The following is a 23,004-nucleotide window of genomic DNA, read 5'->3' as shown; positions in this document are numbered from 1 at the left end:
TTCATCGGTAAACCGTAGGGGTTTTTCCAATGTCTACTTTAAGGGGTGCACTTCAGGGCGGTTGAGGGGGTTACTTATTATTGCGCTTTTGGCATGGATTCTTTTGCAATCGTTTCCTTCGCGGCACTCGCCTGCTCGTGAGCGTGGTATGAGCTGCGTACTAATGGTCCTGACTCCACGTGACTAAAGCCACGCTTCATGCCTTCATCTTTCAAGCTAGCGAATTCATCTGGATGGTAAAACTTTTCTACCTTCAAATGCTTCTTGGTCGGTTGCAAATACTGGCCGATCGTCATGATGTTGACGTCGACAGAACGCAGGTCATCCATCGTTTCGATGATTTCCTCCATCGTCTCGCCTACACCAATCATCAGACTGGACTTCGTCGGAATGCTCGGCTGGAATTCCTTCGCCTTTTTCAACAGTTCCAGCGTCCGATCGTATTTGGCTCTTGCCCGTACGCGATCTGACATCCGGCGAACCGCCTCAATATTGTGGTTTAGTACGTCAGGCTTTGCGTCCATGACCACTTTTAACGCATCCCAGTTCCCCATAAAATCAGGAATCAATACTTCTACGGAGGCAAACGGCAGTCGACGACGAATCGCACGAATCGTATCGGCAAAAATCTGTGCGCCTCCATCTGCCAAATCATCACGAGCAACGGAAGTAACAACGACATGCTTCAAACGCATTTGTTCGGCTGCTTCTGCTACACGTTCTGGTTCAGCTGTATCCAGCTCTGTCGGTAGACCCGTTTTTACTGCACAAAACCGACAGGCTCGGGTACATATATCACCCAAAATCATGAAAGTTGCTGTACCGCTTGCCCAGCATTCATGAATGTTGGGGCATTTTGCTTCTTCACAAACGGTATGTAGCGTCTTCGTGCGCATGGTTTGCTTAAGTTCTTTAAAGCTGGCTAGTTCTGATCCTGAAACAAGGTTGATCTTGAGCCACTCCGGCTTGCGTTGCGTCATAGGGCTCACTCCTCATGTGACATCATGATACAAGACAATAACAATCTCCATTATAGAGGTTGGATTTCGGAGGGGCAACCTCTTTCCTCCCCCGGAAACAATTATCCGATTCGATGCACGGCATGACGGTTCCCTTGACGAAGCAATGGCTCCAGCATGCGCAGCTCTCGTTCATGACAAGTGAAAAGAAACACTTGCTGTTCTTGTGCCAGCATCGCGACATAGTCAAGCGTTCGACGTAGACGCTCTTCATCATAATGGACAAAATGATCATCGAAAAACAACGGCAATGGCTCCGACTGCTTGGCATGATGCACCAAGGCCAAACGCTGGGCAAGGTATAGCTGATCGATAGTCCCCGTGGAACATTGATCCTGTTCGAGCACCATTTGTTTGGTCGGCGCAAGCAAACGGATGGCAAATCCGTCACGGGGATCGAGTCTGACATCCCGATACACTCCCCCTGTAATATGCTCGATGATCTCCGAAGCCTGCTGATTTACAGCAGGTGTGCTATCCCGCCGCCATTCTCCTACTGCCTCCTGTAGCATTTCCCGAGCCAATTGAAGGGCATCTCGCTTATTTTGCAGATGACGAAGAGCTGCCTGCGCTTCCTCAAGCTCATCAGTCGCGCGAGATAACGACAGGCTCTCATGAACCGCCATCTCCCCATTTCCTCTGGCCATTTGTTCCCGCAGCTCTTGCAGTCTCTCCTCGATCTCCACCATCTCGATGCGCCATTTTCCTTGCTCTGTCTCAAGCGCATTTTTCTCCTGATCAAGCAGAGTTCGAAGTGCCTCCCCCCAGCTTGCAGACAGATTAGCCTCCTGCTTCGTTTTCGCCATCTCAGATAGAAGCTGCTCAGATTGTTGCTTGCGTGTACTTTTCAGTAGCTCTTCCCGTCTTTCCAAAAATGTATCCCAATTACTCGCCCCCCATCTCTGTACGAGTGAGGCGAGTTCAGTATCGAGTGAAGCGACCTCTTCTTGTACCCTTTGACTTTCCTGTACCGTATCATTTTCTGCTGTCTGCTTGGGTTCGCCCGTACTCCCTTTTACTCGCAGCAGGAAAACCCCAAAGCCAAACAGCAACAAAGCGGCAGTCACAGAAATTCCTCCCAGAACGGGATATCCACTCACGAAGCCGATTAACCCGAGAACAGAGAATATCCCGGTACCGCCCCACATGAGTGCAGCTCCCCGCTTCCTTTTCGCCTGATTGCCTTGGCGAGTGCTTCGTGATGCTGTACTTCGCGGACTTGTAGAAAGGGCCGATACAGCCAGTGTTGCCAAACGTATATGTAATGCCTCTCGCTGTTTGAGCAATTGTGCGCCTTTTTCATAATCATGCTGTAAGGGTATGAGCTGGTCATCACTCTGTTGTACGGCTACCGTCGGCATGTTTACCTGAGTCAAACCACGTTTTGCCTCTTCGTGAATAGCCAGCTCAACCTCAGAGCGAGCTGTTTGCTCCCACCACGCCCAGTCTTGTTGACTGACAGGAGCATGACTTCGTTGCCAGCGTTCCTGCAACGCTTTCGCTTGTCCGGTTGAGCGATCCAGATGCTGCTGCAATCGGCTACGCCGTAGTTCTAATTGCTGGCATTCTTCTGTGGCTTCCGCTATTTGCAGCGTCAGTTGGCTGATCGTTCGCCACGCTGCTTTTGCGTTTTCCTTCTCCTGCTCTTTCTGCGCCACCTTCGTAGCGGCTTTTCCCAACAGAGTATTTTCGGCCCGTTCTTTCTTACCGATGACCGCAACCTCCCGATCCAGCTCCGCCAAAATTTGTTGGACAGCCGGATTGGCTTCTTCCGCAGTCGTAAAAGTCGGAATCAAATGCTCAGCCGCCTGAAGCGGTTCCCTCCTGATCCACGTCAAATCCGTAAATAGACTGCGTGTAAGGCCCGTATGCTTTTCGATAAAATTCCGTTCCTTGCGTCTATCTTCCAAATAAAGATCAGTCATTTCCGTCCATTCGGGGTCCAAAAAGAGGCGCGCCTCCTCCCGTTCCTTCGTCAACTGACGATGCAGACGATAGGTTTTGCCCGCTAACTTGTATGTAATGATCGTTTCGTACGCACCACTCTGCCACGGACGGTATTTTTCATATTCAGGCAAGTATCGCGCCGATTTGACGTAATCGCGCTTCATTCCATACAAGGCAGCGAATATACCTTGTAGGATGGTTGATTTTCCTGACTCATTAGGGGCATAAAACAGATTGATGCCTGGAGCAAAACGAAAGGTAGCATCCTGCCATTTTCCGAAGCCCCCTAGCACTAGCTCCTCAATTTTCATCGAATGGTCCCTCCAATTCGCGCCAAAGCCTCTTGCTTGGCTAACCTGACGATTTCTCGCTCGTCCTCATTTTGTGCACGGGACTCCGCCTCTGCCAGCTTGGAAAGCCATCTCCCCCAGACGCCACCCTCTGCGATCAGCTTGTCCTCATCCACATCAGGCCAGGTCCGGTCTGTCAGCTGTAGCACAAAAAACCGGGAAAATCGCTGTTGAAGGACGGACACTGGAGGCTGAAAATGCGCAGCACGTTCTCCTGTCAGCGTGATGTACATCATATCGGAATCTTTTTCCTCAGCGAGTTGCTCCTCCATCCGATCAATGAGCTGCTCAGTCGTTTCTACTCCATTCCCTTTGACTTCCAGCTTTCGGATTTTGCGTGACTGGACAGGAATCGCCGAGAGCTGCAACCTGCCATCATGATCCAGCTCTCCATATAAAACGTTTCGTTCTCCCGCTTCCTTACTGGTCAATCCTTCTGGAGAGCCGGGATAAGCTGCGAACGGTTGTTTTTTGACAGGATGCATGAATTGCTCCGGCTTGTGAATGTGTCCCATTGCAACATAGTCCATACCCGTCTGTACGAGCTGCTGCAAGGTGACAGGTGCATACGGATGATGCTCTTCATCACCTGAATTGGAAAGCACACTGGCATGCAGAACCATCAGATGATGGGCATACCCTTCCATTTTGCCTGGAAACGTATCGAGTGGCGACTCGTACACATGTGGCTGCCCAAAGCCCCAGCCGTAGATCACGCACGACTTTTCGGGAAATTCATACACACCCCACTCAGGTGTGAACCAGTAGACGTTCCCTGGCCATTCCAATGTTTGATAAAACGAATCCGCTCGCCACGGATCGTGATTGCCAGGTGCGATTACGACAGGGATTGGTGCGATGCTAGCAAAAAGATCACGTAAAAACATCGCAGTTGATCGCCTTCCCCCGTGGTATTCCAGCAAATCTCCGGCAATGAGCCAGAAGTCTGCTTCCTTTTCCCGAACGAGGTCACGGATTCTTTTCATCGTTTGACGAAAATCATCCTGACGCACCTCGTAACGCTCCCCCAGCATTTGAAGCGGCGCATCCAGATGGACATCCGCTGTATGAATAAATGACAGCACGATCAATTCCACTCCTCACATGAAACAGACGAACATACTTTCCCTTTATGATACAGAGGAAAAGGCTGGATGAAAAGCATCTGTCAAAACGAAAAAACTTCCGCCAGCAATGACGGAAGTTTAGAGGATTTGGTTTTACTTGAGCAAAAGAAGGAATTCACGCATGAAGCCTGGCAAGTCTGGCCATGCATGTCCGGAAACAAGATTGCCATCGACATGGAGCGTTTCTGTTTGGTAGATCGCCCCGCACGCTTCTACATCGGGTCTGCATGCCTGATAAGCTGTGATTTCACGTCCGGCTAAGTGCTCGCGAACGATGGTCAATACTTGGGAACCATGGCAGATGGCTGCGACTGGCTTGTTCGTCTCGAAAAAGTGCGCCACAATCGGCTTCAGGTGCTCATTGAGCCTGATATGCTCAGGTGCCCGTCCACCCGGAATAATCAAGGCATCAAACGCCTCAGGGTTAATGTCTGAGAATGCAACATGGGCGGGAAGCTGATAAGCTGGCTTTTCTGTGTATGTCTCACTGTGTGCTTCAAAATCATGGCAAACGGTGTGCAGGGTTTTCACGCTGGGTGCTGCAATGACCGTTTCATACCCTTCTTCCAAGCAGCGGTAATACGGATAGAAAACCTCCAGTGCTTCTACAGCATCACCTGTTACAATCAACACTTTTTTGCTCATCACACAGCCTCCTCATGACGATTTTTAAGGAATACACTCCTCCTGGTTTCAATTCTTTAGCTGCACGGGATGCTCCTGCCTCCTTTCCTGCAAATTTACAAAACTTTCCCAAACAACAACCAAAACGCTTTCCAAAAGTATCTTGGATAATCCACCCCAACTGGCAGAAACTACAACAAAGACTACGAGGCTGGAGGGAGACGGCATGCGAGTTTTCCGCCTAATCATTCAGATCAGCTTGTGCGTGGTTGCAGCTATTTCTCCACTAGAATCCGTCGCCGGAGTTGCTCCGTCCGCCAATGAGCAAGACCCGGTTCTTCAAGAGCGCTTGCAAGTTTTTTTGCGCTTGGAATCGATGTACGGCATTCCGTGGAATTATTTAGCAGCCATTGATCAATACGAGCGAACCATGAAAATACGCCGGAAGAAGCAGGAGCAAGAAAACGTTTCGCGGCTAACAGCCGTGGACATTCCAAGCGATCGTTGGGCAGGTGCATTCAATCCTGATGCAGAGGATACAAACCCGGTATCCATCCAATTTTTTGAAGGCATTGGGATGGATGGCGATGGCGATGGTGTCGCAGATCGTCACAACGATCTCGATGCACTCACTACCTTCATTCACTACCTATCCCAATACGGCTTCTCCCACGAAGATTGGCAAATTGGTCTCTGGTCGTACTACCAGCGGGATCGTTCCGTGAAGACGATCAGGCAGTTCGCGCAGGTGTATGGGAAGTATCAGCATCTGGACCTAGATGAGCGGCATTTCCCTATCCCAGCGAGGTACGATTACAGCTATCGTAGTACATGGGGGGCGCCACGCGGCTGGGGAGGACGTCGGATTCACGAGGGGACCGATATTTTTGCGAGTCACGGCACCCCAGTACTCAGCACAGCGTACGGAGTCATTGAGGTAATTGGTTGGAACAGGTTTGGCGGATGGCGAATCGGGATGCGTGACATGGGCAATGTGTACCATTACTTCGCACATCTGTCCTCGTTTAAAAAGGGATTGAAGCCGGGTGACATCGTGGAGCCAGGAGAATTGCTCGGATATATCGGCAGCTCTGGATATGGGAAGCCCGGCACCTCAGGCAAATTCCCTCCCCATTTGCACTACGGTATGTATCGGGAAACAGGTGGCGCAGATTGGTCATTTGATCCTTATCCGTATTTACGTCGTTGGGAACGGCAAAAGAAGCGGCAATGAAGCCGCTTCTTTTTTATGGGCAGCTCTTTTCATTGACAGACATCATCCGTAAAAATACAATAAAAATAGAAAAACTGGACAGTCGTCCAAAAAAGAGGTGAGAAAGTGACTACCCAGAAAAAAGCCGAAGCAAAACGGGCATTTTTGATTGAGCAGGCGACTGCTTGTCTGGCTGAAAAAGGGTATGCACACGTTTCCTTGCGCGACATAGCTAAGGAATCTGGCGTCTCACTTGGCATTCTGCATTATTACTTTGCAAGCAAAGAAGAGCTTTTGCTCGCTGTCATCTCTAGCTACAAAGGACGTTTTATGGAAGAGTTGGAACGCGAAGTGATCGCAGCTCCATCTGGTGAATGGTCAGCAGCTCTAGCCCGAGTCTTGTGCCGGAGCCTACAAGAGGATCGGAAGCTACATCGGCTCTGGTATGACTTGCAGGTACAGGCCATGTATGTTCCTGCGTTTGGTGAGCAGGTAAAAGTGATTCGGTCCCGTCTACATCAGCTCATCTCTCGTATGCTCGTACGGTTGCAGCGCGAAGAACAATCCTTATTGACCATCGACGAAGATTCCGCAATCTCACTCATTTACTCTGCAATTGACGGATTCCTTTTTCAATTTTTGCTCGATGAGTCACAGAAGCCGGAAGAAGCGATTGCCCGTTTTGAACAGGCCTTTACCCATTTGATGCATACACTCTTCTCTTCTGAATCTTTATTTCCTGAATCGAGGTGAATCATGATGGCAGTCATGTCCATGCAAAATCCCGCCACTGGAGAGCTGCTTGGCTCTTTACAGGAAGCGACTCCAAAACATGTAGAAGACGCGATGGCACGTGCGCGTCTTGCCTTTCCAGCTTGGTCCTCTACATCGTTGGCTGAGCGTCTGGACTACTTGACACGGTTGCGGCACTATTTAGTCGATCACGGCGAAGCAATCGCCCGAAAAATTAGTGAGGCTACCGGAAAAGTTACTTTGGAAGCGTACATGACCGAAATTTTCGTCACTGTCGACACGATCCGGTTTTATGAAAAGCATGCTTATCAGATGCTGGCCGATCAGCCGGTACCAACCTCCCTCGTGCTGTGGCCGAAGAAATCGTATATCCACTACAAGCCTATGGGTGTCGTCGCCGTTATCTCTCCGTGGAATTATCCGTTTCAGCTTGCCGTCATTCCCGTATTATCTGCCATCGTAGCAGGCAATACCGTTATTTTAAAACCTTCCGAGGTGACTGCTTCTACCGGACTGCTCATTGAAGAGGTGTTTTCCGCTGTTTCTATGCCGGATGGAGTCGTGACCGTCCTGCATGGAGGACGCGAAGCTGGACAGGCGCTGGTAGCTGCTCGCCCAGATAAAATATTTTTCACAGGCTCTGTCGCGACAGGCAAAAAAATTATGGCGGCAGCGTCGGAGCATTTGATCCCAGTAGAACTGGAGCTAGGCGGAAAAGACCCGATGATCGTGTTTGAAGACGCTCATTTGGAACGGGCAGCAAATGGCGCGGTGTGGGGGGCTTTTACGAACTCCGGGCAGGTATGTATGTCAGTTGAACGGCTTTTTGTCCATGAAAAGGTATATCCTGAATTTCTCAAGCTAGTCACCGAAAAGACAAAAGCATTGCGCCAAAGCTATCCGGATCAGGCTGAGGTCGGGTCGATGACGTCTTCCCAACAAATCGGAATTGTCCGTGAGCATGTGAGCGAAGCAATTACTGCGGGCGCGACCGCAGTCACCGGAGGACTTCCTTCCTCTGACAGCATGTATATCGCGCCGACCATTCTCACAAACGTGACATCTGACATGAAAATCATGCGGGAGGAGACCTTTGGTCCGGTGTTGCCGATCATGACTTTTGCCACCGAAGAGGAGGCTGCCCGCCTGGCTAACAGCTCACCGTACGGGCTGAATGCCTCGGTATGGTCAGCCGATAAAACAAAAGCGGATCGCGTAGCTCGTCAGCTCGAAAGCGGCAATGTGTGCATCAATGACGTCATTATCAGCTACGCCAATCCCCATCTTCCTTTTGGCGGGGTCAAACAGAGTGGCATCGGCCGTTATCGCGGACCTTCCGGATTGCAAGCCTTTACGCACAGCATCTCTGTCATCCATGATCCGGGCAAACGCAAGCGTGAGTTCAATTGGTATCCGTATACGAAAGACCAGGAGCTCACCTTTATTGGATTGACGAACCTGTTGTACGGCAAGCTCCAAAATGTAAATCTCCGGACTTTGGGTGCGATCTGGCGCGAATTCAAGCGTCTGTTCTAACCACGCCGGAATGCAATCGCTCCTTATTTCAGTGTGCCAAAACCGACTATATCCACATGAACCTTAACGTTGATTTTCGCTTTCTTATAAAGGGCAAGACCCGTTTCGCGTGTCCATTTGCCATAATATCTTTGGCGAATGCTCTCCTCGAGCTGCGCCGGGTCAACCCCTTGCTTTTGAAAACGTACCAGCATATCCACGCTTTCCTTTTTAATTCGTTTCTCAAGCTCTTGAACCATGGTCCGAAATTGAGCCCGCTTCTCCAAATCCTTGCTGCCTGAATAGCCCACCAGCATCCCTCTTACCCGAAGCTCGATGCTGATGACAGGCTTTTTCAGGCTGCCTTTGCTTCTTACCTTCGTGTTTGCCCGCACAAAATCGAAGACGACCTTTTCTGTATGTTTTTTACCTCTCTTCGTCTCGTACTGGAACTCGAAGCTCATACGTGGCAAGCGTTCTCTTCCCAGAAACCCCTGAACCAACTTCCCCTCTCGCTGTGAGTACATTCCGATCATCCTGTCCACTCGAAAAAGGGCCACCTTAAAGATCTGAATCTCACCGTTACTGTGGATAAGATAAGGAAGATTTGGGTCCATCGTGTTGCTGGTCATCATAAAAACAAAATCGTGAATGGTCGAAAAAGACGAAAAGGCCGTTTCCACTCGCGGACGGAGCAAGTTGTTCAAATACGTGTTGATTTCTGGCCTGTGGTTATAGGTTCCTTTGATGACATCTTTCGCTTTTCCTTTTACGACGGCAATGTATACATTTTCTCCTACAATCGGATTGCGATAGAGATCAAGAATGACTTTTCCGATCCCTACTTTGCGGGCGTATTTTTCACTAAACAAAATCACACGCAATTGCGAGAGGGACATGGTTCTATCTGCTTTTGTCGCGAGATTCAGCATTGCCTCGCTCGTCATCGAGGCATGAGTCGAGTACACCTGTGTGGATTCCTTATTTTTGGAGGGAACCGGTACCGCTACTGTGATATCTATCTTTTCACGATCCACATAATCGAAGCCCATAACCCCAATCATGGCCATGTCTTCCAGTGCTGGCCGTTCGAGTTCGCGCCCACAACCGCAAAGGCTGAGCAAGAGGATAACCGTAACAATGAGCCAGCTCGCCCTCTTCATGATACCCGCTCTCCTCTACCGAATCTCAAGGAATGCAGCACTAACAAAAAAATCGGCCACAAGATTAATCCATAGGCCATATAAACAGTCACCTTGTCATATATATAGCGTTGTTTTTCTACAGATAATGGCCCCACAATGAATAGAAACGAAATGATTGTCGGTACAAGCAGATGCCACAGCCTCGTCTTCTCTGCCATTTCTTCAAGGCCGGTACGCGCAACCCACAAGTATCCCGTACTCGTGCTGATAATGAGGAAGACCCAGAGACCAATCCCGAGATTTTCGATCCGCTCCAAAAAAGACAGCTCTACAGCCTTAAACAAATTCAAAATGGGATAAATGAGATTGTCCATTTGCCATTCAGAAAAATAAGACACACTCGTGAGCAGAATCATGACGTACAACAAAACAACGATCCATACTCCAATTAGCACATGTTTGTGTGCCTTGTTCTTCTCTTGGATATATGGGTAGAAGAACAAGACCAATTCATACCCAAGCACGCTCGCGTATGAATTGTGCACCGTTTCGGCTATACTGCGCCAATCTGTATGAAAAAGAGGAAAAATATGCATCATTCCTCCCTTTTGAAATCCGTACGGCAAAAGAAAAATCATCCAGCCTGTAAAAAAGAACGTTAGCAGGCAAAAACGCGCGATCAATTTGATGCCGCCGTTAGTAATGTAGACCATGACCAATGTCAATCCAAGCAAGGGCATTGTGACAGTCTGATTGCTCAGCATGGAGGTTTGCACCAACCTGACATACCCTTCATTCGCGGTAGATACATTCAGAATGGCGTAGACGATAATCAGGATATTGAAACAGCGTCCCAGCCATTTTCCCAACAGCTTTTCGTGAATCCGAAAAAGATTATCCTCTGGATAGCGACGGCACAAGGCCATCATCGGAATAAGCGTTAAGCTGACGATGCATCCCAGCAAAATCGGAGACCACCACAGATTGTAGCCCATTCTGCTTGCATGATGAGCCAGTCCAAGTAAATTAACCCCGACCATCGTATTCATAATCAATCCGATTACCAGGATCGGATTCAGGCTGTGAATTCTCCCTCTATCCATCTACCCTAGTCCTCCCCAACTGGCCGGACATGCTTTTGCTTTGCCCGAGAAATGCGGTTGCGATTGACGATAAACCTCAATGGTGCACGTACCAAACTATTCATCAAATCGGTCCATTGACGCGGAACGCCCGGAGCCATGTACGGTGTCCCGAGTGAAGTCAGATTGAGCAAGTGCCCGAATAAAAACGCCAGTGCCAGTATTTGTCCGTACATGCCCAATACGCCTGCCATCAAGATGAAACCATAGCGAACGAGCCGAATCGCATTACTCATCAAAAAATTGGGTGGCACAAAAGAAAGCAGTGCCGATACAGATACAAGGACAATCAAGATATTACTGGCCAACCCCGCTTGTACAGAGGCTGTCCCGATCACGATACCGCCAACGATACCGATTGTCTGGCCGATTTTAGTCGGCATGCGTATCCCCGCTTCCCGCAGGATCTCGATGACAAGCTCAATAATGAGCACCTCGATCACAGGCGGAAATGGCACCCGACTGCGCGATTCAGACAAAATCGTCAGTAAAGCGGGGGGAAGCATTTCCGGATGATACGTCAAGACAGAGACGTAGCTTGAGGTGAGCATAATGGTGATAAACAATCCGAAAAAGCGAATCATCCGCAGCAAGCTTGCCGTTGACCATCGATTGTAAAAGTCTTCGGGGCTGCTGAACATCTCCAGAAAGGAAGTCGGACAGATCGCGGCATCCGGGCTGCCATTCAGCATGATCACGATTCTACCGTCCAACAAAGCTGCTGTTGCATTGTCAGGCCGACCCGTCAAGCCAAATTGCGGGAACGGAGAGTACGGCTTGTCCTCCAGCATTTGCTTCAATATAGGCATCCCGACAAATCCGTGGTAAATGACATTGTCGATCCTTTTTTTCACGCGCTCCACATTTTCCGCGTTCGCGATATTGTCCAAATAAATCACAGCTACTTTGTTCTGCGCCTCGGTGCCAATCGTGTAACTCGATACTTTCAGATGAGGCGTAGCCAGTCTTCTCCGAAGCAAAGACAAATTGATCTCCAGCATTTCAACAAAGGAGTCTTGCGGTCCAAGGACGGTCGCCTCCGTTTCGGATTTCGTAATGGAACGATGCGCGACCTGAAATGTATTCACATGCAGAATGAGATTTCTTTCCAGGAAAAACAAGATCGTATGACCGCGTAGCAAGTTACTCATCAACGTCTCCATATCGTCAAGAAGGCATTCCTGTGAGAAAGGAAGCACCTGCATCGGATCTCTACCATCGGAACGCTGCAACGGAAGAAAGACATTCTCATAAATCCGGGACACATCCACCAGTGTATCGAGAAAAAAAACGTGTACCTCTTCGTCATTCATCTTCAATGACAAGCTGCTGAGGTCATCCACGTTTTGCATGCATTGTTTTACCATATCGGGTGTAATTTGTTCGCTTCGCCGCGCTTGAACCGAACCGATGCGCCGCTTTGCTTGTATGGCCTCTACTTGCGCTCTCCACCAATCAGTCGGCTTCACGCTAGATCCCCCCTTTTTTCAGGAAAATCTTTCTTACTTTGACCTGTCCGTGGTGATTTTATCCAAAAAAATAGAAAACGGGAGCCGAAGCCCCCGTTGAAATATCTCGTTCCCTATGAAATGATTAAGCGAACTGCTTAGATAAATTAGCCATTTCGATCGCTGCTGTTGCTGCTTCCCAGCCTTTGTTGCCTGCTTTTGTTCCCGCTCGCTCGATAGCTTGCTCGATATTGTCTGTCGTCAAAACACCAAAAATAACAGGTATCCCAGTCGATAGAGATAAGGATGCAACTCCTTTTGCGGTCTCATTGCAGACGTAATCGAAGTGCGGAGTGGAGCCACGAATGACAGCTCCCAATGTAACAACCGCATCATAGCGACTGGATTCCGCCATTTTTTTCGCGATCAACGGAATTTCAAATGCACCCGGTACCCAAGCCACGTCTACCTGCTCATCTTCTACGCCATGACGCTTCAGGGCATCGAGAGCCCCTCCGACCAGCTTGCTCACGATCAATTCGTTAAAGCGTCCTGCCACAATCCCTACACGCAGACCTGTTCCAACCAAATGTCCTTCGAATGTTCTCATGCTTATTCCCTCTCCTTATCCGTGCAGATGAAGCAGGTGGCCCAGCTTCTCTTGTTTTGTTGATAGATACTGTTTGTTGTGCAGATGCTCCGGCATTTGAAGCGGCACCCGTTCTTCTACTGTTAATCCGTAACCGATAAGCCCGCGGATTTTTCGTGGGTTGTTGGTCAAAAGCCGCATGCGTTGCACTCCTAAATCTCGCAAAATTTGCGCACCGATACCGTAATCTCGCAGATCAGCGGGGAACCCTAGCTTTTCATTGGCCTCAACGGTATCCAAGCCTTCCTCCTGCAGCTTGTAGGCACGCAGCTTATTAATCAAGCCAATGCCTCTGCCCTCTTGGCGCATGTACAATAAAATGCCACGTCCGTTCGCTTCGATCTGTTCCAATGCAGCATGTAGCTGTGGACCGCAGTCGCAGCGATGAGAGCCGAAAATATCTCCTGTCAAGCACTCCGAGTGAACGCGAATGAGAATGGGCTCATCTGGTCCGATCTCTCCCTTCATGAGCGCCACATGCTCTTTGCCATCCAGCTCGTTCGTATAGGCCGCCATCCGAAAATCACCGTAGGCGGTCGGAAGCTGCACTTCGATTTCCCTTTTCACCATGGATTCCGTCCTCATCCGATACGCGATCAAATCTGCAATCGTAATCAGCTTGAGATCAAAGCGGCGTGCGATCTCTACCAATTGTGGCAGACGTGCCATGAGCCATCCTCGTTCATAATTTCGCAAATGACTCCCGCCGATTTTCCCCCGGCCAAGCGAGCCAAATCAACTGCCGCCTCCGTATGTCCCGCTCTGCGCAATACACCGCCAGACTTCGCGATTAACGGAAAAATGTGTCCCGGTCTGCGGAAATCTTCTGCCGTCTTCTGATCATCCAGCATCGCCAAGACCGTCTGAGAGCGCTCATGAGCCGATATCCCTGTGTGGGTACTCCCTTCATCGATGGACACGGTAAAAGCCGTTCCTTGTTTGTCTGTATTGGACTTCACCATCGGATGAAGCTGCAAACGAGTTGCGTGCTCTTCTGTCACTGGTACGCAAACGAGTCCTCTCCCATGTGTAACCATGAAATTGATCATTTCAGGTGTAGCCGCTTCGGCCATGCAGACAAAATCTCCTTCATTTTCCCGATCCTCATCATCTACCACGATGACTGCCTTGCCCTGACGCAAATCTTCCAATGCTTCTTCTATGCGATGAAACATGCTTTCTCCCTCCTTCTCACGCGAAGCCGTTTTCCTGCAAAAAGGTTAGACTGAGCCCGCCAGATTTTTCTGTACCCCCATGGTTTTGATAACCTAACAATCGCTCCACATATTTGCCGATGACATCTGTTTCGAGATTCACCAAGTCCCCAGGTCGTCTGTCTGCAAGACTCGTATTCGCCAGCGTATGCGGAATGATCGAAACGGTAAAACCGCTATCGTTTACGTCCACCACGGTGAGACTGATGCCATCTATGCAAATCGATCCACGGGCGATAACATACTTCAACAGTTGTGGTTTGGCCTCCATCCGAAACACGACAGCATTCGCATTCACCTCTCGTGAAGCAACCATTCCGGTCCCATCTACATGTCCAGAGACGATATGCCCGCCAAAACGGTCCCCCAGCCGCATCGCTCTCTCCAAATTCACTCGCTGTCCGCTGCGTAATTGCCGCAAGCTCGTCTTGTTCATCGTCTCTGGCATCACATCGACGCTAAACTGACGATTTGAAAAAGAAGTAACGGTAAGGCAAATACCATTGACCGAGATACTGTCGCCGTGCTTCACCCCTTCGAGTACCTGCTGTGCGCGGATGACCAGTCGACTCGCCTGCTCGTTCCCTTGAATCGATTCCAACACGCCCACTTCTTCTACCAGTCCCGTGAACATGCTCTCTCCTCCTCACTTGCTACGTCTGATCTTCCCATTGTGGGTACCCGATGATCTGTACATCACCTTTCCCTATAGCCATGATTGAGACATCTGTCAGCTGTACCGCTTCTCCCATCGTCGCAAAGCCTTGACCACCGAATGGCGAAGGCGCGCCCCTTCCTCCGATCAGCTTTAGCGCGATATGGCTCACGACCTTTTGAATCGCTCTCGCCTGCAAAAAGGAGCCATTGACTTCCTGTCCGCCCTCCACAAGCAATGAAGTAATCCCCAGCTCTCCCAACGTATCCAGCACCTTTTCCACGCGAATTGGAGCCTCCGTTGTGATGACCCTTACTCCTCTTGCCACAAGCAGCTCCTGCTTTTCCCTTGGGGCTGCATCTGTCGTAAAGATCCACGTCTTCGCATCTGCATTCTGGACGACACGGGCATCCAGCGGCGTCCGTAATTGGCTGTCCAAAATCACTCGAACTGGCTGGCTCCCAAACCGTTGCTCTTCCTGGCGCGCCGTCAATAGTGAGTCATCAGCGAGAATCGTCCCAACCCCGACCAGGATCGCATCGTGCTGCCTGCGCAGTTCATGCACCTCTGCCCGAGCCTCTCCTCCAGTGATCCACCGACTGTGTCCCGTGAACGAAGCGATTTTCCCATCCAATGTACTTGCCGTCTTTACCGTCACAAATGGACGTCTGGTCTGGATGTAATGGAAAAAGACCTCATTGAGCGCCTTCGCTTCCTCTTCTCTCACACCCACCGCCACTTCCAGCCCTGCTGCCCGCAGCCTCTCCATTCCTCGTCCCGCCACCAGAGGATTCGGGTCGAGTGTCGCTACAACGACACGACGTACATCAGCTGCAATCAACGCCTCTGCACACGGCGGTGTTTTCCCGTAGTGACTGCAAGGCTCCAGCGTTACGTACACGGTCGCACCTTGCGCTTTTTCCCCAGCCATCCTTAGTGCGTGCACCTCAGCATGGGGTTCTCCTGCCCGCAGATGCGCTCCCATTCCCACGATGGTTCCATCCTTCACAATCACAGCTCCGACCATGGGATTCGGACTGGTTTGGCCTCGTGCCGATCGTGCCAGTTCCAGCGCCAGTCCCATGTACTTGCTGTCCTGTTCCATACCGCACTCCTTTCTGTTCCAGCATTCCAGCCAAGCACAACGCAAAAAGCCCTTGAAACCTCAAAGCGTTTCAGGGCATAGGGAAAGAAGCCTTACCTCATTCGTTTTTCAAAAACAAATGAAGAAAGCACAAAAATCTTCTTCCATCCGGACTGTACCGTCGGCTCTGGTTTTTCACCAGATCAGTCGCTGTAAGCGTGGTCAGCGAGTCGCGGGCTCAGACGTACGTACGCCATTACCGCCGGTCAGGAATTTCACCTTGCCCTGAAGATTGTCGCTATGAAGTTTTAACGAAAAACAAAAACGCCCAAGAATCGTATACTCAGGGCGTCGAGAAAGAAGCCTTATTCCAACCGTTTTTCAAAAAAACGACGAAATAGGCCATTCCAAATACCTTCTCCCATCCGGACTGTACCGTCGGCCTTGGATTTGCACCAAGTCAGTCGCTATCAACTGCTTCGATAGCGAGTCGCGGGCTCAGACGTGCGTTCGTCATTACCGCCGGTCGGGAATTGCACCCTACCCTGAAGGCTGGTATTCAGTTATGCAAAGTATAGCACATTTTTCGCTATTGTCTGTAATCATTTATTGGAGAAGTGCACTTTAGCCTTGCTCACACTCTTCAAGGACGGTCAGGAGTTGTTTCAAATCATTTATGTACGCTCTTGGCACAACGCCATTTTGCTCCATGTCCTGCTCGTTCCCTTGATAGGCAATAAAAGCGACTTGTCCGTCGCATGCCGCCTTACCATCGATCCACGAATCTCCGATCATCGTCCAAGCCGAAACAGGCCAATCTGGCTTGCGGCTGCGAATATAGTGAATGCCCGATGGAGATGGCTTCAAGATCGTCATCTGCTCGCGGGCTACAATTTCATCAAAGTAAGAGGCGATTCCCGTCTCGTTCAAAGCCTCCTCTGCCGCGGCATAAGCGTTGTTGGTTAGGATATACAGCTGATAGCGGTTCTTCAATTCCTCTAGCACTTCTACCGCGTGCTGCTCCAATACAGCCCCATGCATCCCTTTCTTCTCAATCGCGGTTACCGCATCCCACATCGCTTGCTCCAGCTCACTCGTCATCTGCTCCGCTTTTCGCCCGATCTCAATGAGCTGCGACGCGGTATGCTTTTCCCACTCCAGTGTAGAAGAAACGATCCCATTATCCACCCATAGCTGAAAAATGGCCCGCTTCATCTCTGCAAAATTGATCCTGGATTGCAGCAAGGTGTTGTCCATATCGAAAATAATGCCTTTTTGAAAGGTTCTGCTCATTTTGTGCCTCCTTTTTTGACAAGACGCCATGCTGGTTCAAGAGTTCACTCCTGTGATTGATACTTCCATTTTATCAAAAAAGGGGACGATCCCTCCGTCATTTTATAACTTTTGGGACAGTCCCTTTTTGGGCTTAGATATTGAGTTCCTACTGCTTCTTCTTGGCGCTTTCTACTTCATACGGCACATCCTTTGGAACTCCTCCAGCTGGCCAGTCTTGTGCCTTTTTGGCAAAGTCTGGACGTGGCTTGGACAAAATATAGGCTGCTAGGTCCGCTGCTTCTTGATCCGTTAACGAGCCTTGTTTGATACCGCCCATTTCACCTAGAGGCATATTGCGCTGAATGTAGCCAGCAGCTTTGGAAATTCGGGCCATACCCGCACCAATATTGAAAGAGTTATCCCCCCATAGCGCTGGTCCAGAGTTTGGTCCTGTTCCTGAACCATCAGCTGCATGGCATTGCAAACACGATTTTTGAAAGAGTGCTTCTCCATTTGCCACACTCGGTTGAGGTACGCTCTTCATATCATTTTTCTCTATCCACGGGCGCTCTTTAATTCCTACTGGTACATCTGTTGAGATATACGTCAGATAGGCAACCATCGCTCTCATTTCATCGCTGTTGTAAGGCAATGGCTTTCCGTTCATACTTCGTTGAAAACAACCATTGATGCGATCCTCAATAGTAAGAACTTTGCCAGACCTTGGAATGTACTGGGGATAGACTGCGGTGACACCCGTTAAAGGGGAGGTCGCATCCATTCCAGCATTCCCGTGACAACTAGAGCAGGAGAGCTTATTCCCTGTGTATTCTGGGATCGCTGTGCTCGTTTCATTCATTAACTTATGTCCATACTTAATCGATTCTCCCAATGGCCCTTCTGGCACCTTCTCCATACTAGGCGGGGTATAGGTATCAAGATTGCTCGCTCCAGTTGCCCCACTCGCTGTTTTATTTTTGGCCTCACCTGCTGTTGAGGTGGGTTGAGCGGTCGGTTGTGTAGCGCAGCCTGCAAAGACCAGCATCGCCACCACTACCATAGACAGCTTCTTCCAGCCTGTCTTCTCTTTTTTGATCATAGGTCTCACTCCTCCATGTTGATCGTGCATTCACAACAGGAGAGTAGCAAGAGCCGTGCCATACGATAGAAACAGGAAAACGAACGGCTTGACGCTTCCAAACAGCACGAAAAAGAAAAGACCATGCCAAAATGTCATGGTCAGTATGCGACAAAATGTCACGGTCGCAGCTCGTACTCTTCGATTTTTCGATACAGATTACGTACGCTAATCCCCAGCTTCTCTGCTGTCCTGGTCTTGTTCCATTGCAGAACGTCCAGCACATGCTTGATATGTTCTCGCTCAACATTTTTCAGTAAAAATGCCTCTTCCTCCCCAGTATCTGTTGATGAAATGAGCTTCCTATCTGACGGGTTGTGAGGTACTTGCTGTTCGTGAGGAAAGAGATCCTTGTCCTCAATTTCCTCTCCTTTTGCCAAAACGACAGCACGTTCGATCATATGAGCCAACTCCCGAACATTCCCCGGGAATGAGTAGGCGAAAAGAGCTGCCTGCGCTTTCACAGAAAGCGGTTTGACTGAATACTTACGCTTGAGTCGATTCAAAAAGAAAGCCGACAGCGGCAAAATGTCCTCTCTTCTTTCTATGAGAGGAGGAATCGTTATATCCATGACATGCAGCCGGAAATAAAGATCGGATCGAAACGTTCCTTCTTCCACTTTCTTCTCCAAATCGGCATTGGTAGCAGCAATGATACGAACATCCACCTTGTGCAGAATCGGGCTCCCTATTCGGCGAAATTCGCCGGTTTCCAGAAAACGGAGCAGCTTGACCTGCAAAGGAAAAGGCAAGTCCCCTACTTCATCCAAAAAGAGCGTCCCCAGGTGGGCGATCTCTACCAGTCCCTTTTTCTGCGCCGTTGCGCCTGTAAAAGCTCCCTTCTCGTGCCCGAACAGTTCACTTTCCAGCATCGTTTCTGGTATCGCCCCCAAATTGATCGGTACGAATGCCTCAGATGCTCTCTCACTCCATTCATAAATGAGTCTCGCGATGACATCCTTCCCTGTTCCACTTTCCCCTTTTAAGAGAACGAGAAAATCCGTACTGGCTACTCGCTTGGCAGTTGCTAAGACCTCTTTTAGCTTCGGGCTTTCAGCAACGATTTGAAACGTCGTTTTCCCGTTTGTCGATAGGGCTTCTCTCAACTGTTGGTTTTCCTCGGTCAACAGCTGTTTTTCGACGGCCTTGGAAATCAAAACCTCCAATTCATTGAGGTTGTATGGTTTTGTCAAATAATCATAAGCGCCGCGTTTCATCGCTTCGATAGCTGTTTCAATTGTTCCGTGTCCGGTCACAACAATGATTTGAATGGCAGGAGAGGTTTCCTTGCACCATTGCAAAAAGGAGAGGCCGTCCATCCCAGGCATTTTCAAATCAAGCAGAATGACATGAATCGTTTCGCTGGTAACTAGCTTCTGTGCGTTGATTCCGTCAGCTGCTTCGAGCGTGAAATATCCCTTTCTCTTTAATCGACTGGTTAATAGATGGCGAAAATCTGCTTCGTCATCCACGATGAGTATACGTGTGTCAGCGTGCATTTTTTGTTTATTCCCCCTTTGCCGACGGCAGGATGACCGTAACCGTTGTGCCTTTGTCTGGCGTACTTTCGATCTCGATTTCTCCGCCTAAATTCGTCACAATCCCGTAGCAGACCGATAACCCGAGACCCGTCCCTTTTCCAGGAGGCTTGGTTGTATAAAAGGGCTCCAAAACATGGGGCAAATCTGCTGCGGGTATACCGCATCCATCATCTCTGATCCACAGACGGATTCGATCATTCGATGGAGAATCAGTTGCTATCTCAATATTTCCTCGCTCCGTGGTCGCGTACAGCGCATTGGTTAACAGATTGAGCACGATTTGCTGAAGCTGTCCAGGCGTGGCGAGAAGAAACGGAGCAGAGGCCAACAGAGACTGGTTCACCGTTACCTGTTTCACACGTATTTCATGGGACAGAAGAATGAGAATGTCTGATAGCACTTGATGAATATCTACTTTTTCTACGGTAACGGGTGATTTCCCCGAAAAATGCAGTAATCGTGTCGTGATTTCCTTGCAACGGTTAATTTGTTTATCCATCGTATCCAAGTATTGGGTAAGCTCTCCTGTATCCTGTAAATCTCGAATATCCTCTTCCACTAGACGGTCTCGCAAGTCTTGGCCATACAGCGACAGAATGCCTAATGGATTATTGATTTCATGGGCGATTCCCGACGCCAAGAGTCCAATAGCAGCAAGCTTGTCTGCTTGTGCGATAGCGGCTTCTAGCTCTCGTTTCTCCGTGATGTCCTCGATAACCTCTAGAAAAGCAGACGACTCTTTCTCCGGATACAGAGGGAAAACCTGATGTCGATAAGAACGGACACGTCCATCCTGATCGACTCTGGATGAAATAAGGTCAGTCTGTTTTTGGTTTACCATTTGTCGCGTTCGGAGCATGCAACCACTGCATGAACTGAATTGCTGACCAATCGTCTGATGGCAGTCCTTTCCCAGGAGATTAGACGCATCTTGGAACCACTCCGACGCTGTTTGGTTAATCCAGCGAATGCGAAAAGACTCATCTACGAGAATCAACCCCATCCCCATACCACTGACGACGAGATCAAGCCGTTTCTTTTCTTCGAGAAGCTGATTGGTCTTCATCTCTAGACTCTGTGCCATTGCATTACAGGACGCTGCTAACCTGCCAATTTCATCTGAGGTCGTCACTGGTATTCGTACGGATAAGTCGCCACCTGCGATTTTTTGAACAGCTGATTCGATCTTTTCCATTAACCGACTAAACGAGACAGAGAACACAATGCTAATCCCCAGAACGATAAGTGCAATAAATAAGGTCGTAAAGAGCAGAGATTGTTCCAATTTTGAAAAGGTAGCAAACGCCGTTTGGCTCGACTGCTCCAGCATAATGACCCAATGTGTGACAGAAGAGCGCATGGCATAGTTGACCATGACATCACCATTGGAAGCTTGATACGTACGGATAACAGGCTTGTCAGTTCCAGCTGGTAGTGTCCAGGAAGGAGGAACCGCTTGTTCATAATAGGTCAAAGAGCCATCAGAAGGCTTGCCCAGCATAAACGGATCGGCAAACCTATCGCTTTTCCCATCTGTAACGAACAAATAGGCCTCGTTTTCATATCGAGCTCGCAGCGTGACTTGTTCGAGTAACTGCTTTACATTGAGCTTTGCGTACATGCCGCCTTTTACACCGTTGGCAGATACATGAGGAATCGCGACAGTTACCAGCAGCTTCCCTTCTGCTGATCGGACAATGCTTCCGATGTATGGTTTTCCCGACTGGATCGTAGAAAGAAGTTGATTGTCTCTCTCCTTGGGTGTGTCCTGCCTATGGTGTTTCCAACGATTCAGCAAATACTGCGGCTCTCCATCCTGATGAAAAAGCGCGACTTCCTCCATGTAAGGTGAAGTTTTCAATAACGTATTCAGCAAGAAAAAAGCATCGTCATCGCTAGGGCGCTCATTGAGAAAACGCTGCTGAACCACCTGCATGGATTGAGACGTATGTAAAAAAAGCATATCTAACTGCGCCAACGTATTTTCCACGTAGATCTGATTGGCTCTGTCTACCTCTTCTCGAACCTTATCTTTACTGGTATGCAAATTGATATAACCAAGAATCAGAAAAGGGACGATGGACATGCATAGCCCAAACAGGAGCATTTTTGTCTTCAGTCGATTGATGCGCGGTAGTCTGCTCCTCCTCATTGGTTCCTCACTCCATACCATTCTTGTGCCAGTGACCACTGTTGGTCGGTTACGGTAATAGGAAGCTTGGACAGGGAAGAGGCATTGATAGCTAACCGCACGTCATCCGGCCATTCGATTGACAGAGCGGTAGGAGGGACTCCATCCAACACCCGAGCCACCATATGAGCAGCCTGCATGCCTTGTGCATGAAAAGAAACGCCGTAAGCAGCATACAAACCAGCCTTCACCTGCTCGGGGTATGCGCCCATGACAAACAATTGCTTCTCGATCAAAAGAGGCAAGCAATCGGTAATCGCATCTTCCAGAACATAGCTAGGTAAAGGGAGCATGGCGTCGTATTCTCCTGGAGAGAGCCCACTGAGCAACTGCTCTAAGTCTTTTGGGGAAGCAACCTGCTTCACCTGTAAGCGAATGCCAAGAGAGGAAGCAGCTGACCCAGCTTCTACGATGGCTTGCTCTGTCGTAGGAGCATGAGAATCGGCAATAACCAGAAAGCGTTTGGCATCAGGCAACAAACGAGTTGTCAGCTCCAATCTTTTCCCAATGACATTCATTTGGCCATTACTGATGCCACACGTAACCGTGCCCTCAGTTTCAACAAGGGGTAGCTCTGCCATTGAGGCAACACCAATAAAAACAATGGGAACCGTCGTTGATGCCTGTTGAATCAAAAAGGTCTCGTGCGCCCCTGTCGTTACGATTACATCCGGCTTTTTAGAGATCAAGTCCTGGACAAGGGAGCGCTCCTCTTCTAGCGTCTGAACCTCATTCAAATAAACGGGCACATACTGAACACGTGTGCCTTCACTGAGACCTAACGATTGCAATCCCGTCTTTAATCCCGCTACTTTATCTTTTCTATCCTCATTGGCAATCACTATTCCTATCGTGTAAAGATCGACGTCCTGTTTTTGCTGACTACTGGACCAATCGAGCAGAGTTCCTGCCACTAACAAGATGAGAAAGAGGATTTTCCTTTGTTTCTTCATAGGTATCACATCCAACTCTCA

The 23,004-nt window shown here is 49.3% G+C and carries 18 protein-coding genes, 1 pseudogene and 2 riboswitches; of the genes and pseudogenes, 3 read left to right on the top strand and 16 right to left on the bottom strand.

Features of this window, described 5'->3' with window-relative positions; all coding sequences use genetic code 11:
• Positions 1–77: 77 nt before the first annotated feature.
• The 4 genes from lipA to ACQ5DJ_RS05245 form a co-directional block, all read right to left on the bottom strand.
• Positions 78–980, bottom strand: a complete 903-nt coding sequence (lipA, locus tag ACQ5DJ_RS05260; RefSeq protein WP_429841506.1) for a lipoyl synthase — start codon at positions 978–980, stop codon at positions 78–80.
• Positions 981–1,081: 101 nt separating this feature from the next.
• A complete protein-coding gene (locus ACQ5DJ_RS05255; protein ID WP_429841505.1) occupies positions 1,082–3,277 on the bottom strand; it encodes an ATP-binding protein in 2,196 nt (731 codons plus the stop codon).
• Positions 3,274–4,401, bottom strand: a complete 1,128-nt coding sequence (locus ACQ5DJ_RS05250; RefSeq protein ID WP_429841504.1) for a metallophosphoesterase family protein — start codon at positions 4,399–4,401, stop codon at positions 3,274–3,276. The genes ACQ5DJ_RS05255 and ACQ5DJ_RS05250 overlap by 4 nt, the downstream gene beginning before the upstream one ends.
• Before the next feature lie 135 nt (positions 4,402–4,536).
• Positions 4,537–5,088 carry a DJ-1/PfpI family protein gene (locus tag ACQ5DJ_RS05245; RefSeq protein WP_429841503.1) on the bottom strand — a complete coding sequence of 184 codons (552 nt, stop codon included), beginning with the start codon at positions 5,086–5,088 and terminating at the stop codon, positions 4,537–4,539.
• A 205-nt stretch (positions 5,089–5,293) separates the two neighbouring features.
• On the opposite strand from ACQ5DJ_RS05245, the gene ACQ5DJ_RS05240 reads away from it, so the two are divergent.
• From ACQ5DJ_RS05240 to ACQ5DJ_RS05230, 3 genes are all read left to right on the top strand, one after another.
• Complete coding sequence (locus ACQ5DJ_RS05240; protein ID WP_429841502.1) at positions 5,294–6,301, top strand: M23 family metallopeptidase; 1,008 nt, start codon at positions 5,294–5,296, stop codon at positions 6,299–6,301.
• Positions 6,302–6,406: 105 nt separating this feature from the next.
• Positions 6,407–7,033, top strand: coding sequence for a TetR/AcrR family transcriptional regulator (locus ACQ5DJ_RS05235; protein ID WP_429841501.1), 627 nt, complete (start codon positions 6,407–6,409; stop codon positions 7,031–7,033).
• A gap of 3 nt (positions 7,034–7,036) precedes the next feature.
• Complete coding sequence (locus ACQ5DJ_RS05230; RefSeq protein ID WP_429841500.1) at positions 7,037–8,569, top strand: aldehyde dehydrogenase family protein; 1,533 nt, start codon at positions 7,037–7,039, stop codon at positions 8,567–8,569.
• A gap of 23 nt (positions 8,570–8,592) precedes the next feature.
• Here ACQ5DJ_RS05230 and ACQ5DJ_RS05225 read toward each other — a convergent pair whose 3' ends face one another.
• From ACQ5DJ_RS05225 to ACQ5DJ_RS05170, 12 genes and pseudogenes are all read right to left on the bottom strand, one after another.
• On the bottom strand, positions 8,593–9,711 hold the full coding sequence (locus ACQ5DJ_RS05225) for a Ger(x)C family spore germination protein (protein ID WP_429841499.1): 1,119 nt from the start codon (positions 9,709–9,711) through the stop codon (positions 8,593–8,595).
• Complete coding sequence (locus tag ACQ5DJ_RS05220) at positions 9,708–10,796, bottom strand: GerAB/ArcD/ProY family transporter (protein WP_429841498.1); 1,089 nt, start codon at positions 10,794–10,796, stop codon at positions 9,708–9,710. The genes ACQ5DJ_RS05225 and ACQ5DJ_RS05220 overlap by 4 nt, the downstream gene beginning before the upstream one ends.
• 5 nt (positions 10,797–10,801) lie before the next feature.
• Positions 10,802–12,304 (bottom strand): spore germination protein, encoded by a 1,503-nt coding sequence (locus ACQ5DJ_RS05215; protein ID WP_429841497.1) that lies wholly within the window; start codon positions 12,302–12,304, stop codon positions 10,802–10,804.
• A gap of 124 nt (positions 12,305–12,428) precedes the next feature.
• Entirely contained in the window at positions 12,429–12,893 is a 465-nt protein-coding gene (ribH, locus tag ACQ5DJ_RS05210; protein WP_429841496.1) for a 6,7-dimethyl-8-ribityllumazine synthase, read from the bottom strand.
• A 15-nt stretch (positions 12,894–12,908) separates the two neighbouring features.
• Positions 12,909–14,107 (bottom strand): annotated as a pseudogene (locus tag ACQ5DJ_RS05205) (bifunctional 3,4-dihydroxy-2-butanone-4-phosphate synthase/GTP cyclohydrolase II).
• Positions 14,108–14,123: 16 nt separating this feature from the next.
• Positions 14,124–14,780: a riboflavin synthase gene (locus ACQ5DJ_RS05200; RefSeq protein WP_429841495.1), complete on the bottom strand. Its 657-nt coding sequence runs from the start codon at positions 14,778–14,780 to the stop codon at positions 14,124–14,126.
• A gap of 19 nt (positions 14,781–14,799) precedes the next feature.
• The gene (ribD, locus tag ACQ5DJ_RS05195; protein WP_429841494.1) at positions 14,800–15,906 is read right to left on the bottom strand and encodes a bifunctional diaminohydroxyphosphoribosylaminopyrimidine deaminase/5-amino-6-(5-phosphoribosylamino)uracil reductase RibD; all 1,107 of its coding nucleotides are present in this window, start codon (positions 15,904–15,906) and stop codon (positions 14,800–14,802) included.
• A gap of 131 nt (positions 15,907–16,037) precedes the next feature.
• A riboswitch (FMN riboswitch) is annotated at positions 16,038–16,182 on the bottom strand.
• Between the two features lie 112 nt (positions 16,183–16,294).
• Positions 16,295–16,442, bottom strand: a riboswitch (FMN riboswitch).
• A gap of 67 nt (positions 16,443–16,509) precedes the next feature.
• On the bottom strand, positions 16,510–17,178 hold the full coding sequence (locus ACQ5DJ_RS05190; protein ID WP_429841493.1) for an HAD family hydrolase: 669 nt from the start codon (positions 17,176–17,178) through the stop codon (positions 16,510–16,512).
• A 148-nt stretch (positions 17,179–17,326) separates the two neighbouring features.
• Positions 17,327–18,259 carry a c-type cytochrome gene (locus ACQ5DJ_RS05185; RefSeq protein ID WP_429841492.1) on the bottom strand — a complete coding sequence of 311 codons (933 nt, stop codon included), beginning with the start codon at positions 18,257–18,259 and terminating at the stop codon, positions 17,327–17,329.
• Between the two features lie 158 nt (positions 18,260–18,417).
• On the bottom strand, positions 18,418–19,797 hold the full coding sequence (locus ACQ5DJ_RS05180; RefSeq protein WP_429841491.1) for a sigma-54-dependent transcriptional regulator: 1,380 nt from the start codon (positions 19,795–19,797) through the stop codon (positions 18,418–18,420).
• Positions 19,798–19,804: 7 nt separating this feature from the next.
• The gene (locus tag ACQ5DJ_RS05175; RefSeq protein WP_429841490.1) at positions 19,805–21,991 is read right to left on the bottom strand and encodes a sensor histidine kinase; all 2,187 of its coding nucleotides are present in this window, start codon (positions 21,989–21,991) and stop codon (positions 19,805–19,807) included.
• Positions 21,988–22,983 carry an ABC transporter substrate-binding protein gene (locus ACQ5DJ_RS05170; RefSeq protein WP_429841489.1) on the bottom strand — a complete coding sequence of 332 codons (996 nt, stop codon included), beginning with the start codon at positions 22,981–22,983 and terminating at the stop codon, positions 21,988–21,990. The genes ACQ5DJ_RS05175 and ACQ5DJ_RS05170 overlap by 4 nt, the downstream gene beginning before the upstream one ends.
• Positions 22,984–23,004: the final 21 nt, after the last annotated feature.

The sequence above is a fragment of the Brevibacillus sp. FIR094 genome, assembly GCF_050477165.1.
Taxonomy (GTDB): domain Bacteria; phylum Bacillota; class Bacilli; order Brevibacillales; family Brevibacillaceae; genus Brevibacillus.
The sequence above is the reverse complement of the archived record's forward strand: the minus strand, read 5'-3'. Positions and strand labels throughout refer to the sequence as shown.